A 17428-nucleotide genomic window follows, 5' to 3' on the forward strand; every position below is an offset into this window, starting at 1 on the left:
AGTTATGCAAGAAGAAAAGGGACCTTTTTGGTCGGTAATGTTCGCAATATTTTTAGGAGTATTTTTAGGTACTTTTAATATGAGTGCAATTAATATTGCCTTGCCTATATTTATACAAAGTTTCAATACAGATTTAGATTCTGTAAAATGGATATTAACTGGATTTATGCTTGCTACAGGGGTAGCGTGTCCTTTAGCTGGGTATTTGGGTGAAAAATTTAGTTATAAAAAATTATATTTATTTGCACTTATTGGATTTACTTTCGCAGCAATATTATGTGCTCTATCCTTTAATATAGTTATGCTTGTTGCATTTCGGGTTGTGCAAGGTTTATTTAGTGGATTAATTATACCAACAACAATGACTATTATCTATCAAGTTATTTCAAGAAAAAAACATGCTTTTGCTATAAGTCTATGGAGTATGGCATCAATGCTTGCCCCCGCACTTGGCCCAACTTTAAGTGGATGGTTAGTTCAATATTATAGCTGGAAATCAATTTTTTTAGTAAATATACCTATTGGAATTATAGCTATTATTTTAGTAGCTCGCTTTATACCACAATATAATTTATCGAAAGTTAATTCATTTGATTTTATAGGATTTAGCACAGTTATTATTCTAAGTTTATCAATTTTGATAGCATTTAGTGAAGGTTCTATATGGGGATGGATATCTTTTAAAACAATTTCTTTAATTTTACTTGGGATTGCTTCTCTGACAGTATTTGTTTTTAGAGAAATTAAGATAAGCTCTCCAGCATTAAATATAAGAGTATTTAAATTTACTAAATATACTATAAGTGTAATCGCAGTAAGTATAGTGACTATTGGTTTGTATGCAGGAACTTTATTAATGCCATTATTTTTGCAAAATTCACAGCATCTATCTGCTTTAGATACAGGGCTTATTTTACTTCCACCATCATTAGCTATGGCACTTATGATGCCAATAGTAGGGACTTTATATAATCGTATTGATCCAAGAATTTTAATAGCACTTGGAATTTCGCTTATGGCTATAGGATCATGGAAGATGTCAAATTTATCACCGGACATTCCACATTCATACATAATATTTTGGATGACAATTAGGTATGTTGGAATTTCCTTTTCTACTATGCCAATAACAAATTCAGGAATGTCGATTATTCCAAGAACATTATCAGGACATGCTTCTTCAATTAATAATTGGTTGCGTCAAGTATCAAGTTCCTTGGCTATAGGTATATTTAGTTCAATACTTATTTCACGTATTCAGTTACATACAATAGCACTTAATAACAGTGATATAACTTACAGTTTGATTCAAGAAAAAGCGTATACAATGGGAATTAATGATGTATTTTTAATATCTACAATCATCATATTAGTTGGATTACCACTTAGCTTTATGTTAAAAAGGAATGCAATTACCAAGGAAATTAGATCTGATGAGATGACATCGTTAGCAAATTAGTTACAAAAAAGAGCATAACAGAGTTTTTTGAATTTAATATAAAAGAAATATAAGTTTAGATTTAATACTTTTATAGTACCATTAGCTTTTGTAAATTATTTGATCATAATTAAAATGTAATGGCACAAATTTAATCAAATTTATGTTATAATCAAGAAAATAATAAAATTTTTATAAGAGCTTATATAGTATAGGCTCTTATTTTTATGCTAAATAGTAACTATAATGTATTTTATTAGAATATTTTAGTGTTTATTGAATTATAGAAATAGGATATAATAAGATTATAAGTAAAATAATAGAGAAAAATAAATAGTTAAAGAAAAGGTAAAGCAATTAGAAGTAATTATTTTTGCATAGAGTAATTAGAGCGAAGGAGATAGACATGCCTAACATTTTTGATGGACTTAAAAAGATTTCAGATAAGGATATAATTCAACAAATTGCATTACTTGAAAATATGAATATTAGTAATGTATCAAAGCCAATTATACAAAAGGCTAAGAAAAAGACAATAAGTATAATAAATTTTATTGGCAGTAAAATTGGCAGAAATACAATAATCGAAGAACCAGAGGTAAAAGATATATGGACTTTAATAGATGAGAGGAAAGAAGAGCTTAGTAGTTTAACTAGGGAAGAATTAGATGAACGATTGTTAAATATTATTTTAGAAAAATCTAAAAGTGATATGAAAAATCCAACAGAGGATGAGATATCAATAGAAGTAATTGAAGAAGCAGCTAAATTATATAAAATGTATAATGATTCAACGCCTAGTCAAAAAGCTGATATAATATATTCAAAATACAATGATAAAATTAATGGGAAAGCTAAAGAATATATAAATGAACAACCGTTTGTAGATCTTCAAGAGACAACTGAGGATATAGAAGAAATAATAAATAACATGGATGAAAAGCAAAGGAAAGAATTTGCCCAATCTGTAGATGTTGAAAATCTGACTTTATTGAATGTTTGGAAAAAACTGGATAGGTTGCATTTTTCAAGACTTATATGGCTATGTGTAAAGGCTTATGGTGGTAGATTTACGCCAAAGGAAGAGATACTCCCAAGCTATATAGATATTGATAAGGATGTTGAAATAGTGCGAGGAGATGAAGAGTTAAAAAAATCTCAAGAGGAATTGTTAGAGTTAAAGAGCAAAATAGATTTATGTAAGGATAAAATTAATTCCATTGAGAAGAATCTCCAAAAAGAAAATCGCATACTAAATAATGCGATTAAAGGCAAGAGTCAAGCTGAAGGTGAAATAATAGATTTAGAAAAAATGAGTGCTAAATTAGAACCGGCCAAGAAAGCTCATGAAGATGCACTAGAGGATATAAAATTAAAAATGGAAAAAGTAGTTTTAGAAGAACTAGATTTATTAATGGAAGAATACAAAAAGATAAAATTTAGTGCTATTGATATTAACAATAAAATTTCTGATACTAATATTGAGGTTGCATATAAAAAAGAATTAATTGAAGATAACACTAAATTAATAACAAGTAAAGAAAAATTAATAACAGAAACAGCTAGCGAATTTCAGCAGCTAAAAGGGATAGTAGATGACTTAATAAAAGAATACGATATAAAGAAGACGGAAGTAATTAAAAGAGAAGACATAAAAAGGAGCGAAATCTTCGAAAGATGGTCTAACTATTTTGATAATTTTACCTTTGAATTTAAAAGATTAAATAATGTTGTGAATTTTAATAGAAAAGATTTACTTCATATTGAAGAATGTTTATATGAACTTCATACTATAAAAGATCCTATGGCTTTAAGTATGGGGACAGTGGAAAGTACTACAGATAAAAAAGAAGAATATCAGTATATGGATGCAATTTTCCCAGACAAATTTCAAGTTGAAATACAATACAAAGTAACAAATGACCAAGAGAAAAAAGTACATATAGCTATAATTACTACTAAGTTTTAGATTAAATTTTAAGTATTTTAATATAAGATAATGTGAATGAAGAATCACCTTTATTAATACTAGTGAAACTTGTAAATTAAGATACATTATTTTAGAACCCTTTAGACTAATTAATAGGTATAAAGGGTTCTGTTTTTATGAGTAAAACAAAATTTTTACTATGTATTTTAGCTTTAATATCAATAACGTTTTAATGATATTATGCGATAGTAAGTTTACGGTATCAACATGAAGATAAACCCATATTATTAGTTACAAAGTAATTAATAATATGTCATTAAATATTAGGCATAATTTTATTTAGAAAGCGCAATATATTCCTGTAGTATAAAATTTGAAAATTTTTCAGGGAGGATTGGCGATGAAATCAATTAAAAATATGATAATACTTATTGTAGTTGCAATCATAACAATTGAAGTATTCATAGGTGCCGTTCCAAGCTGTTTCGCCTTAAAGTCAAATACAGGCTGGAATAGTAATGGAAAACCGATAAGGGTATCTGTGGTATTTTATAGATTCGATGATCCCTTTGTTTCTTTAGTAAAACAAAGTTTTGAGAATATACAGAGTAAGAATAGTGATATTGTTAGTTTTAATTTTTATGACAGTAAAAACGAACAAGCTGTGCAAAATCATACTATTGATATGCTGTTGGAAAGTGGGAATACAGACCTTCTTGTGTTAAGTTTAGTGGAATTGAAGCATGATCCCAAAGAAATAATTAATAAAGTTAAGGAAAAAAATATTCCAGTTATTTTTGTTAATAGAAGACCAATTAAAATAAGTTCAAGTGTGATTGAATCTTACGACAAAGCTTATTACATATTTACGGACTCAGAACAAGGTGGAAGATTACAGGGGAAAATTTTAGTGGATATGTGGAATAAAAATAAGGATACTATTGATAAAAATAAAGATAATATAATGCAATATGTTATGCTTCAAGGTGATCCTGATAACATGGAAACAATTGATAGAACAAAATATTCGATTATGGCAATAGAAGATGCAGGAATTAAAGTAGAGAATATTGCGACAAAGGTATGCAATTGGGAGGAGGATACTGCCAAAGATACTATGGTGGCATTGTTTACTCAATATTCCAATAAAATAGAAGTTATTGTCTCAAATAACGATGCAATGGCATTAGGGGCTATTGAAACGTTGCAAAAATTTGGTTATAACAAGGGTGATAAAACAAAGACAATTCCTGTTGTCGGAGTAGATGCGATACTGAAAGCTCAAGATTTTATCAAAAAAGGATTTATGGCAGCGACTATCGTTCAAAGTCCAGATATTATGGCGGAAACTATATATGACATTGGAATCCAACTATTAAGTGGAAATACACGTTATGAATGTCCTAAATATAGATGTGATGAAAGTGGAAGGATTATTTATCTTCCTTTTTATCAATGTGTATGTTGAATTTTAATTCAGTAGTAATGGAAAAAATATGTGTTGAATTTTGAAAAGATGTTCAGTTCCATAGTTGAAATGAACATCCTTTTAATATGAGCAATTTTATAAAAAATTAACTTAAGCATGAAATCTAAGTCGAAAAAATGCATGATATTGCAATAGTTTATATGTATTAAGAATTAAGATTTTGTCTATAATTAAACTATTGAAAAGATGATAATGTTTACAAAGGCATTCGTATATTATTTCAGCATTAAGATCATGAAAAAGCAGTAATATCATATTTTGAAAAAAGGTGAGAAGAAATGGGAAATATAATTAAAATAAATCTGTACGTAGAAATGAAAAGAAAAAAGGACAATAAGTTAAACTTAGAAACAATTGAAAAGATTATTCTGGAGTATAACTGTTGGATAAAGAAAACTAATAGAGAAGATAAAATAGAAAACTATGAAAAGTTTCTGCAAGCAAAATAGTTTTTAAGAAGTTGTAATGCTAAAGTTATCGGTTACTATTTCTTGAATTAATATAATAAAAATGTAATTATGTAATAAAAAAGGCAGCAACCGAAGTTACCGCCAAGTCCATTTTGTATCTTTATTTTAACTTAAGATATTTGTAAAGTTAAAGGGAAATCAATCAAATATAAAGTTTCGCTTAATAAAATAGAGAAAGCTTTATATTAAATAAATTGTTGATTCAAAGTTTACTTTAGATATGAACGAAGCGAGAAAATCTATATAAAAATGTACCAAACTACTTAAAATCTAAAATTTTATTTATAAATGTATTACCAGATAAAATACAGAAAACTCGCATTTGACCAAATTCCGTTTCGATTTTTACAATACGGTCATTTATTTCACTAAAATTATTGAGCAATTCTGTCTCTTGAATTATAAGAGGTATTGAAATTTTAACTGCTATATCACGTTTTCCAAATTCTGAAAGAACATTTCCAACGGTAATATTTATTAAATCAGACGCAGTTTCTTTAATATATAATTCAGTTTCTTCCTCTTTGATATCCATACTTTTGGTATAGCGTCTAAATATCTCTTTTATAAGTGAATTATCATAATTAAAACCTACGACTAACTTTCTGCAATCTTCAATGCAGATAATTGAAGTTAATCCGGTAAGAGAAGTATTATCCCTCTCTAAAAATTCAAAATCCATTTGAATTACACTAATTTTGGTAACTTGATCTAAAACAGAAATAGTTCGTCTAACCACAGCAAGCAAAAATTCATTTATATCTACGTCAGTTCTTATAATGCAACTTTTAGTGTTTTTTTTTGCATGAGACATTTAAGATTCCTCCTTATTAAAAAAGGTGAAGGTGAATTTGGTGCCGTGACCTAAAGATGTCTCTACGTTTATTGATCCTCCAAGCTTTTCGATTTCCGTTTTAACAGCACTTAAGCCATAACCTCTGCCTGATAACTCATTAATTGAATCTCTAGTTGAGAAATTATCCGAAAATATTAAAGTTATCAATTGTTCACGGGTTAGGGAAGTAGCCTGAACATTTGAAACTAAGTTTTTATCAATGGCTTTTTCTTTAATTCTTTGAGTATCGATACCTATTCCATCATCTTCGATAATCAATGAGATGCAAGAATTATGATCTTGTACAGTACATCTAATATTACCTAGTTCGTTTTTTCCATTTTCTAGCCTTTCGTCAGGAGTTTCTATGCCATGATCGACAGCGTTTCTAAAAACATGGATTAAGCTTTTAATAAAAGGAGAAAATATGTTTGGATTTACTTTAATGTCATCGCCATTAATATTTAATGTGCAGAGCTTTTTATCTAAGCTTTGTGCAAGTTTATATGTATAATCAATATAAGGAATAAGCATTTCTTTAATATTTTTGAATCTAATAGTTCTCATGATTTCAATAGCCTCTAAAAGTGATTTGTTCTCTTTATACATTGAGTTTTGGCCTACAAGTTTAGCTATCTTTTCTAGCTTTATAGCTAAAGCTTCATCTATAAATATTTTAGTTTCCTCAGCAAAAAAATGCTCTCCAAGTACGTCAGTAATAATTTTTATATCGCTTTTAAATGCGGAATAACAACAACTACTCTCAAAAATACTCATTATTATATTTTCAAAAGTAGAATCTTCTTTCTTTAGCTCAGACAATTTACTTTCAATTTTATGAAGCTCTTTAGGTAAGCTTATAAAGTTAAATTGCGAAAATGAACCTTTGTAAGTATGAATTGTGCGATAGATTTCAGATAATTTTTCATGAGGACTTAAATTCATTTCTAAAATTTCGTTATAGCCGCTTTCTATAAAAAATATAAAGGAATCAACTAATTCAGAGATATCATTTTTATTAGTGAAGCCTGCAACAACGAGTTTAAGTCTTTTCTGCTCATCTTTAACCATTTCTTCAAGTTCTTTTTCATGAGTAATATCCGTAAGAATAAGCATGAATTTTAATTTGCTAAGTATCTTACATTTCATTTTAATATATCTTTTATTAATATAAATATTAGAGGGGAGTAATGAAAGTAACATTTCTTTTCTAAATTCATCATCAGTCTCTATTATCATTTTGATACTCATTGAAAAAGTAGTGACTGCATCAATACTATCAGAGAATAAAAGATTCAAAACATTAAGGCCAGAAATATCTCTTGAGAAAATATTTAAGCACTCACTGCTGTATTCCGAATCTATGATAAAATTATCGTCAAAAATTAGAAAGCCTTCCCCTGAATTATCTAAAAGAGAGTATACTTTATTCATAGATTCATTAAGTTCCAAAGTTCTTTCTTCAACTTTTCTTTCAAGAGTGTTATTTAAGTTTTCTAAGTTTTTATAAATATGTGCATTTTCCATAGAAATTGCGATTTGTGAAGAAATTATTTTTAATATTTCAATTCTATCTTTACTAAAAGCTCCATCTATAAGATTATTTTCTAAGTAAATTAAGCCACTAACGTCTCCTTTTATTAATATGGGCATACATAAGATAGATTTCGGATTATATTCTAAAATATAGGGATCGTTTATAAATTTTTCATCTAGAGAAATTCTGTCTAAAATAACTGTTTCTGCAGAATTGATGACATAATTCACTAAACTTTTAGGAATATATTCATAATCATCAATTGGACATCCTTGTAAAACCTCTATTTTATTTGTCTCAGCTAAACCAATAGCCTTAATAAAATATTTATTATTTTCGTTTATTAAGTAAACTGCCTTTTGAGCTCCAGCGTTTTCGACTAAGATATAAGTAAGCTTTTTTAATAAATCTTCAAGAATAATTTCACCTGAAATAGCCTGAGTAGCTTTAATAATAGTTGCAGCATCCATAGAAATTGTTTTATCACTAGAACTTGAAGTAGAATCAAAATAAAGTTTATTCATATAATTTAATCTGTTTGCTTCGGAATCTGTAAAGAATATATTCCTATATTTCTTTTTTAGTTGTTTTGCTTTTGCGTTTGCACCCCATCGCATATATAGGTAATGTGCTTCCTCAATGTAGAACCTGCCAAGCTTAAGATCTCCTTTTTCAATAAATAGTTTTGCTTTAAGTTCATTTGAAAGAGCTTCATCTTGTATTAAATTATTCTTATTTGAAAATTCAATTGCCTTATTATAGTAATCAATAGCTTTTGTAACTTTCTTTTGGATTCTATTTTTTTCGGCTTCTACAAGATAATATTTATTTAAAAAGTTCATAGGAGCATGTTTTGCCCATTTTTTCATCTTGTGCTGATTTGATATTACTGCCCTTAAAGCCGACTTTTGTTCTATGGAAGGCAATTCTTTGCATCTTTCAAGTGCATTAAGTGAAGCATAGAAATAGAATGTTGGAACAGCAACTGTCGATTTTAAGCTGTCAATATATTTCTTAGTAAGTTCCGCATTTAATGCTGCTGCTTCGTGATCGTCAAATAAATAGCATAAAATTAATTTTATCATATAAACAGAACATACTGATGTGGTATCAGCAGTTTTTATATGTAGTGGAAGCATTTTAGCCTCGTCATATACATCTCCAATAAGAAGTGTAGGATTTTCATTTTTTCCTCTAAGGTTATAAACAAGCTGACACATCATTTGAGTAAGATAAAGCTGAAGGTCTTGATTAAAACTTTTTATACTCTCAATAAAATAAGGCATTTCTGTTTCTAGTACTGCTAAACTTTTACCAGCATAGAAAGCTTTATTGCAGTAGTAAAATCCGTTACAAGATGCAAACTCTAAATCACCAACTTCAAGACCAGCTTCATACCCTTCTTTAAATAGAGGAAGAAGATCTTTTAGAGGTTCCTTCCAATGAGATATAAAGGCATTGTTCATAAAGTAAACTTTCGATTTCTGCTCCTTCGCATCTAAAATATCAAGTAGACGCAAAGCTAGTTTGCTAAGTGAATAACCAGTATCAATGTCACCAATAGAACAAAGAATCAATCCATAAGCTCCATATAAAAAGGGTGCCTCAGGAGAATTACCAGATTTTATCAGGATTAATACTGCTTCAGAAACTATATAAGATAGAAGCAAAGGATCTGCTCTGTAGTACATAAATCCTACTGAAGAAATAATTGATAATACTGATAAAAGAGTTTTATCTTTAATTACAGGAGAATCAGGAATTGATTCTAAGGTTTTTGATTTCAAGTAAAGTCGCGCTTGAAGTAGCTTTGTGATTATCTCCACTTTACTAGGATTTCTATTAAAATTGAATCCCAGCAATTTAAAGCAATTTATACCAGTATCAATTGCTTTAGGAATATTCCCTTGGGCAGCATAAGCCTGAATTAAAATCCTGTGTATGCTAACTTTATCTAATGCGGTTTTCACATTTACCTCAACAATTGGAATTATGCTCATCATGCTTTCAAAATTGCCACTTAAATAAAAGGCTTCAGCAGCTTCAATATGGAGATTTAGTGTTAAATCATATTGATCAATCCAACTATTATCGTCTAGTAAAGAAATTCCACACTTCAAATAGTTAGCTGCAAAATCATAAGCTATAGAATTTTTAGATTTTATTCCTGCTGCTAATTCTAATTCGGCTATTTGTATTCTCTCTCCTAAAGTATTTATTAAATCTACTCCTTGGCTGTAATGATCTAAAATCTCAAACAATTTCTCATTAAGATAATGCTCATCGGAATTCGAAAGCAGTAGTCGTCCGAGTTTTAGATGGAGTTCTTTTTTATTGGTACTTTCTACAAAATTATAGGCTGCCTGTTGAATTCTATCATGTATAAAGTGCCATTGTATATTATTCTTATTATCTTGAAGTGCAATTAATCCGTCTAATAAGGCTTCATTTAATAAATTATATATTTTTTCTTTAGGCTTCTCAGCAATGATGGAAAGTGTCCTAATATCAAAGCTGTTTCCTATACAAGAAGCTAGAGTCAGCAGCTCTTTTACTTCTGGATTGAGCTTACTTATTTTACGTATCATAAAATGAACAACATTATCTGTAATATCAGCATTAGTTATCAATTTGAGATCCCAGGTCCAAAGTCTAGTGATAGAATCAAAGGAAATTAAATTTTCCTTATGGAGGACCTGTAAAAACTGATTTAGAAAAAATGGGTTCCCCTCAGTCTTATTTAAGCACAATTCCCCCAGTGGAATAATTTCATCTGAATCAATATGTAAAGTATCTTTTAGCAAATTGCAAACATGAGGTAATTCTAGATTCTTTAACTTTACTTTAATAAGCTCAACATTTGATTTTTCAAGATTATCAAGAAATAACACTAAAGGATGAGCTCCAAATATTTCATTATCTCTATAACTCAATAACAAGGTTAGGTTTTTTAATTCGCTGTCAAGGAGCAGTTTCTCAATTAGTTTTAGAGAGGCTAAATCACACCATTGAATATCATCTAGAAAAATAGTGAGTGGATGTTCCTTAGAGCAGCAAATCCTCACAAAAGTTTGAAATACAAAGTTAAATCTATTAGAAGCTTCAGTTGGATTAAGGCTAGGAACATTAGGCTGATTCCCGACAATTAATTCAAAAGATGGTATAATATCTATTATAATTTTGCTGTTTGAACCTATATTTTTAAGAAAAAGATTCTTCCAATACTCTAATTCAGATTTGCTGCTGGAAAGAATTTGTTTAATAACTTCCTCAAATGCTTGTATTAATGCTGAATAAGAAAGGGAATGTTTTAATTGATCGAATTTTCCGACTGCATAAAAGCCATTTTGATTTACAATAAATTTTCGTAATTCATTAACCAGTGATGATTTACCAACTCCTGAATATCCAGATACTGTAATAAGTTTCGGGGAATTTGAGTCGGAACATTCTAAGGTGTTTACAAGTTTTTTTATCTCTAACTCGCGCCCATATAGTTTTTGAGATACTATAAATCTATTGGAAATATCATTTTTTCCTAAAACAAAACTATTAATTTGACCATTATTCTCAAAGTCATTTAAACATCTTTGAAGGTCATTTTTTAATTCTTCAGCACTTTGATATCTGTTTTCAGCCATCTTTTCCATAAGTTTCATGATTATGTCTGATATAATTTTAGGAATTCTACTTAGTGCTTTAAATGGAGAAATAGGCTCCTTAGCTAAATGGCAGTAAATTAATTCTAATTCATCATTGGATGTAAAAGGTAAATGACCTATCAATAATTCATATAGAGTTATTCCAAGAGAGTAGAAATCTGTCCTATAATCAATGGAACGATTCATACGGCCGGTTTGTTCAGGGGATATATATGGTATGGTTCCGCGAACATGTTCAAAATTTCCTATGCTCCTATTATCAACTTCTAATATAGAAGACATTCCGAAATCAGTAACTTTAACAACCCCAGTTTGAGTATTTATAATTATATTACCTGGGTTAAGGTCGTTATGCACAATATTAGAGTTATGAATGTCACATAAGGCTTGAACAATTTTAAGAGATATATTTAGGAATTCATTGATTGTGAATTTTTTACTCCTTAGTATTGATTTAAGAGATTCCCCGCCGAAATCTTCCATAACTAAAAAAGGAGAACCTTCTTTTTCTATTATTTCATATATCCTGACAATAGAGTCACTATTAATCTTCTGGTTTATTTCATATTCATGTCTTATACTAAAAATATGTGTAAAGTCTGAAGTTTCATCGTTCACTTGTTTTATAATCACTGGAAGGTTATCTTTTTTACGTTTACCTCTATATACAATAGTTCTCTCGTTAGTGTAAATTTTTTCAGTTATAATATATTTTGAAATCTCAGGCATGAATTATACCTCCATAAAATATTGCTAAATTTATTCTTGAAAAAGTTACCATTTTCCATTATGTTGTTCCATAATACCGTATAAATCTTTAATTTTAATCCATTGCCCGTCAATTCTAACATTACCAGAGAGTTTTATGAAGAATTCATAATGTTTTATATTATCAAGAAAAGGAAGTGGTTTTGGGACTTTAGTTCTATCCAATATATACATGATAGGTGTAACAATAACGTCTATATCAGTTGAGGTAATCTTCCAAGTGTTCATGAGCTTATCATCTAATTCATAATGCTCAAAGGATACATCTTGGTTAAGTCTAATCCACTCATTAAGCTTCCAATTTCTATCATTTTTCTTAAAGTAAATTTCAGAATATTTTTGTGCATATGGGCCATAATTAACAAGAGAAGCTAAAGAGACATCTTTGTTTTGTACGGCAATCCAATGCCATGCTGATTCTGAAGGAATGGTCCCGAAGCAATGGTCGTAATAGCATAGCGCATTTTCAATTTTATAAGTTTTATTAGATATTTTAATAAGTCCGTTTGTTAAATTATTAAAATAATGCATTAAACCGTATTTATATACGTATTGATTTTCAAACTTAGTAAAGTATGGAATAGTGGGTTTTAAATAAAGATCTATATCAAAGGTATTATTCTTGAACTTAAAAGTCCATCCCTCTATTTCATCGCCATTATATTCAATAGATATATTCTTTGAATGATAATTTAAACATAATTTATTTTTCTTCTGTTCTTTATCGAGAAAAAGCTTTTTAGAAAATTCATATATTTTTTGTTCCTTAACCTCAAATAAGGTGAGAGTAAACTGGTCTATGAAATTAACTCTAACAAAGAAGAAATTAAAATATATGTCATTTTTCGTATCATAAAAGCCACTGTACCACCATTCTTTATCTTTCCATTGCCTTATGATATCCCATCTTGATAAAAGGACTTTCTTTTCTTCTAAATTCATAACTCCACTCCTTTAGTAAATAATTCAGATAAGTAGAAGAAAATTTGAATAGCTATAATTTTAAATTTGAATAATAAAAGAGGAGAGCTGCTAAAAAAAGCACTTCCTCCAAATTATAAATATGTAAAAAGCAAGATAAGATTTATAAATATTATTAAATTTAGCTAATCTAATCGTAGATCTAAATCTGGATTACGACTTTGTATCTTGATGTCTTGTATTTTTTCTTCCTGTATCTTTTCTTCTTGTGTTTTTCCGTATTTTTTATATACATCTGTAATTACTTTATTTAGATTATCATATTTTATTGGTTTTAATAAATATCCTTTTGCGCCAACACTTACAGCATCTATGACCATTTTCTCTTGTCCATGAGAAGTAATCATTATTATTATCATATCGGGATCCGTCTTCATAATTTTTTCTACGGCTTCGATTCCATTAATATCACCCATAGTTATATCCATTGTTATAATATCAGGATTTAATTTTTTAGATTTAGAAACTGCTTCACTTCCGGACCTAGCAGTACCAACCACCTCATGTCCCATTTCTGTCAGTGTATGGGTTAGATTGGAAATCATAATTAAAGAATCATCAACTACCATTATTTTTAATTTATTCAATGTAATCAAACCTTTCTAAGTATTAGAAACTTATTTCCAGAGTTCTACTTAATTCTACCAATATATACATTATTATAGATATACTTACAAGTAATTTTACAGTTGGATAAGTATTCGTGTCAATTAAATTAATTACTTTATAGGTAATTATTTCTTAAGAATTTTAATCAAAAATAATTTATAAACCATGATTAATATAAAGAATTACGGAGAACAGAAAACTTTTTTATTATACTAGGTAACTCATATTATTTAAGTACATCAAATATGCTTATTAGTTACTTGTGCTTTATGATATGAATAAGGTTTAAATATGGATTGTAATCGGGGGATGTTAAGATGAAGAAAGAAAAGCATGATTTCTAGATATAACTTATTATTCTTATAAAGTGTTTACAAAGTCTTTTAATATAGTTGCTTTAGAAGTACTTTTAAGTGATAATTTTTCAATTAATATTGATGATCATATAGATTGCGAGGAAATATAATAATTGCGAATCTAATTCACCGACTGGATTGACAAATAAAAATTGAATATGATAATATATGCATATACATATAAAATTTATTGAAGTATCTTTTTTGTTTCAAATAAAAATTTTTAATATATTATATGTATATACATAAAAAATGGGAGTTGATATTTATGAAATCATTATTTGATGGAACACAATTTGGAACGCTTAAATTAAAAAACAGATTTTTTCGTTCCGCTACTTATGAAGGCATGGCAGATGAAAAAGGGCATGTTACAGAGGAATTATTTAAAGTATATGAGAATTTAGCTAAAGGAGGTGTTGGTACTATAATTACAGGCATAACAGCTGTAACTGATTTAGAAGAATTTATTCCAGGTCAAATGGGGATTTATGACGATTCATTTATTGATGAGTATAAAAGAATTATTGGAGTAGCTCACAAATATAATACAAATATTATTCTTCAGGCTGGAGCAGCTGGTACGCAGACTATTAAAAATGAAGAAAAAATCATGTGGGGGCCAGGTAATGAGATAGATTTAGGATATAAAAATACTCCACAAGAAATGACTTTAGAAGAAATTAATTATGTACAGAAAGCTTTTGCAGATGCAGCACTTAGAGCTAAAAAGGCTGGATTTGATGGTATTCAAATACATGCGGCACATGGATATTTACTTAGTAAATTTTTAACACCTTATTATAATACGAGAACTGATGAATACGGTGGAGATATTGAGAATAGAGCTAGAATGATTTTAGAAACTTATCAAAGAATGCGTGATATAGTTGGCGATGAATATCCTATATTAATTAAAATCAATAGTGAAGATTTTATGGAACAAGGCATGACTTTTGAGGAATGTAAATATGTATGTAGAAAACTTGAAGAATTAGGAATAGACGCTATAGAAATTAGTGGGGGCAGCTTGTCATCACGTCCAAATGAAAGCTATTCTAGAAAAATAGCAAAGGGTGAAGATCCTTATTATATCACTTATGCTGAAAAGATAAAAGCTCAAGTGAGAATTCCAATTATTTCTGTTGGTGGAATTCGTGATTTTACGGCATTAACAAAGACTTTAAACGAAAATTCAATTGATTATTATGCACTAAGCAGACCGCTTATATGTGAAAGCAATCTTATAAATCGTTGGTATGAGGGAGAAATAGAACCAGCAAAATGTATATCTTGTGGCAAGTGTTCAGGATTTGGTAAAACTATATGTATTTTTAATAAAAGATGATATAGATATAAGGATGATTTTATAGTGCATATACTATAAAGATCATGTAATTAAGATATCACTTGTTTTACAGAGAATTAGATTATTGTGAGTAATTTGTAATAGCCTTGACAATAAGAATTGCGATAGATTACTATATGTTTATTCAGAGATTTTGACGGAGGTATATCATTTATGTCTAATTTAAAAAAAATTGAAAATGTAAAAAGTTGTGTTTGTAGAAATCTGCGTATGACAACAAGAATCACTACTCAATATTTTGATCAAATTTTTCAAACTGTTGGAATACCAGCAGCCCAGTTTTCGTTATTATCAGATATAGCGTCTCGTGAGAACGTTACCATAACTGAGTTAGCAGAGATATTATTAATGGATCAAACTACTGTAACACGAAACATTGAAATACTTAGAAAAAAGGGATATGTACTTGTTAGAACAGATGATAATGATTCAAGAAGGAAATGTATCTCTATAAGTGATAGCGGATTGCAGAAACTTAATGAAGCAATGCCAAAATGGAATGAAGTGCAGACCTTGATTGAGCAAGAAATTGGGACAGAAAAACTTGAAGAATTTTTAAAAACATTAGCGCAAATACAAAAATTTATTAATAAAGTTTCTACACCATAATCTATAGCCTATTTATGGCTAGTAGAAACTTTAATTAAATTCTAACTTGCAATTCATAAATATCTTTCATAATGTGAAATTAATAACTTAAGTATAGAACAACTAGTATATGTGTCTCTTGAATTTAAATTTATTAAAGAATTAAGGCTTTGATAAAAATAAACATGTATATACATGTTTGCGATGCAATATTACGAACATATGTATTAAAACAACCATGTAAATAAAATAGATTAATCAGTTGTTAATAGCGGTTTAGTTATAAATCAAAAAAATAAAAATTAATAATATAGGAAAGGGTTGTTAAACAAATGAATACACTAGCATTACAAATAAAAAATGCAGCATTAGAGTTAGGATATGAAAAATGCGGAATTATTAAAATGTCAGATATATATGGATATAAGGAAAAACTTGAAGAACGAATAGAGAGAACACCAGAGGCTAAAGGTTTTTTTCAGAGTCAATACCGTTTTGTAAATGCTCAAGAGACATTCCCATGGGCAAAATCTATTGTTATTTGCATAAGAAGGTATGGGAAATATGATATTCCAGAGCATCTAAAGGGAGTAATTGCAAAGTATTATTTAGTTGATAGTAGAACTGATGAAAATTCAAAAGATTTTCAAGATAGCTTGAAATTTGAAAAGTACATGCGAGAACTTGGAATTAGAGCAGAAACTGAACGAAAATTTGGTTTGACTGCGTTACGTTGGGCAGCTATGAAAGCTGGACTTGGAATGGTTCGTAGAAATAATTTCTTCTATACTGAAAATGGTTCATGGTTATACTTAGAGGCCTGGTTAATTGATGAGGAATTAGAGTTAATTGAAACACCAAATTTAAGACCTTGTTCTGATAAATGTAATTTATGCATTAAAGCTTGCCCTTCAGCTTCATTATCACAGCCATACACTATGAGCCCGATTGCATGTGTATCCTGCATAACTACATTTACGGGAAGAGACATGCCTAATGAAAAATATAGAGAAGAAGTTGGGGATTGGGTCTATGGATGTGATGTGTGTCAAGATGTTTGCCCTATGAATATAAAGCGCTGGAGTGAAACAGAAGAATTTCCTAATTTAGCGGAGTTAAGTCAGAAAATATCATTAGAAAAAATAATTAAAATGGATTATGACTTTTTAGAAAATGTAATGCAGCCAAAGTTTTGGTACATACCAAAACAAGATGTTTGGAAATGGAAAGTTAATACTATAAATGCAATGGTGAATAATTACAAAGAACAATATAAAGAAAGCATTTATGAAGCTTGTAAAGATAGTCATGAAAAAGTTAGGGAAATGGCTGAGTGGGCAATTAGTAAATTAAATATATAAAAGAGGTTTTAGGAAAAGAAGCATTTATCCAATAA

11 protein-coding genes are annotated in these 17428 nt (G+C 28.9%); 7 read left to right on the top strand and 4 right to left on the bottom strand.

All coding sequences use genetic code 11. The annotated features are described in order from the left end of the window. The first annotated feature begins 4 nt into the window (after window positions 1–4). From CLCHR_RS06910 to CLCHR_RS24720, 4 genes are all read left to right on the top strand, one after another. Window positions 5–1459, top strand: a complete 1455-nt coding sequence (locus tag CLCHR_RS06910; protein ID WP_079438965.1) for an MDR family MFS transporter — start codon at window positions 5–7, stop codon at window positions 1457–1459. Window positions 1460–1844: 385 nt separating this feature from the next. Next, window positions 1845–3407, top strand: coding sequence for a hypothetical protein (locus CLCHR_RS06915; protein WP_079438966.1), 1563 nt, complete (start codon window positions 1845–1847; stop codon window positions 3405–3407). A 361-nt stretch (window positions 3408–3768) separates the two neighbouring features. Continuing rightward, entirely contained in the window at window positions 3769–4836 is a 1068-nt protein-coding gene (locus CLCHR_RS06920; protein WP_079438967.1) for a galactose ABC transporter substrate-binding protein, read from the top strand. A 299-nt stretch (window positions 4837–5135) separates the two neighbouring features. Next, entirely contained in the window at window positions 5136–5306 is a 171-nt protein-coding gene (locus CLCHR_RS24720) for a hypothetical protein (protein ID WP_169896772.1), read from the top strand. 280 nt (window positions 5307–5586) lie between these two features. On the opposite strand, the gene CLCHR_RS06925 is transcribed toward CLCHR_RS24720, so the two are convergent. From CLCHR_RS06925 to CLCHR_RS06940, 4 genes are all read right to left on the bottom strand, one after another. Further along, entirely contained in the window at window positions 5587–6141 is a 555-nt protein-coding gene (locus CLCHR_RS06925) for a chemotaxis protein CheX (RefSeq protein WP_079438968.1), read from the bottom strand. Beyond that, window positions 6142–12090 carry a protein kinase domain-containing protein gene (locus CLCHR_RS06930; protein ID WP_079438969.1) on the bottom strand — a complete coding sequence of 1983 codons (5949 nt, stop codon included), beginning with the start codon at window positions 12088–12090 and terminating at the stop codon, window positions 6142–6144. 45 nt (window positions 12091–12135) lie between these two features. Then, window positions 12136–13071 (bottom strand): DUF2804 family protein, encoded by a 936-nt coding sequence (locus tag CLCHR_RS06935; protein WP_079438970.1) that lies wholly within the window; start codon window positions 13069–13071, stop codon window positions 12136–12138. A 164-nt stretch (window positions 13072–13235) separates the two neighbouring features. Then, window positions 13236–13697: a response regulator gene (locus CLCHR_RS06940; RefSeq protein ID WP_119366612.1), complete on the bottom strand. Its 462-nt coding sequence runs from the start codon at window positions 13695–13697 to the stop codon at window positions 13236–13238. 646 nt (window positions 13698–14343) lie between these two features. Between CLCHR_RS06940 and CLCHR_RS06945 the strand changes: the two genes are divergently transcribed. From CLCHR_RS06945 to CLCHR_RS06955, 3 genes are all read left to right on the top strand, one after another. Beyond that, window positions 14344–15423, top strand: coding sequence for an NADH:flavin oxidoreductase (locus CLCHR_RS06945; RefSeq protein ID WP_079438971.1), 1080 nt, complete (start codon window positions 14344–14346; stop codon window positions 15421–15423). Window positions 15424–15597: 174 nt separating this feature from the next. After that, window positions 15598–16053, top strand: coding sequence for a MarR family winged helix-turn-helix transcriptional regulator (locus CLCHR_RS06950; RefSeq protein WP_079438972.1), 456 nt, complete (start codon window positions 15598–15600; stop codon window positions 16051–16053). Window positions 16054–16364: 311 nt separating this feature from the next. After that, window positions 16365–17393, top strand: a complete 1029-nt coding sequence (locus CLCHR_RS06955; RefSeq protein WP_079438973.1) for an epoxyqueuosine reductase — start codon at window positions 16365–16367, stop codon at window positions 17391–17393. Window positions 17394–17428: the final 35 nt, after the last annotated feature.

The sequence above is a fragment of the Clostridium chromiireducens genome, from assembly GCF_002029255.1.
Classification (GTDB): domain Bacteria; phylum Bacillota; class Clostridia; order Clostridiales; family Clostridiaceae; genus Clostridium; species Clostridium chromiireducens.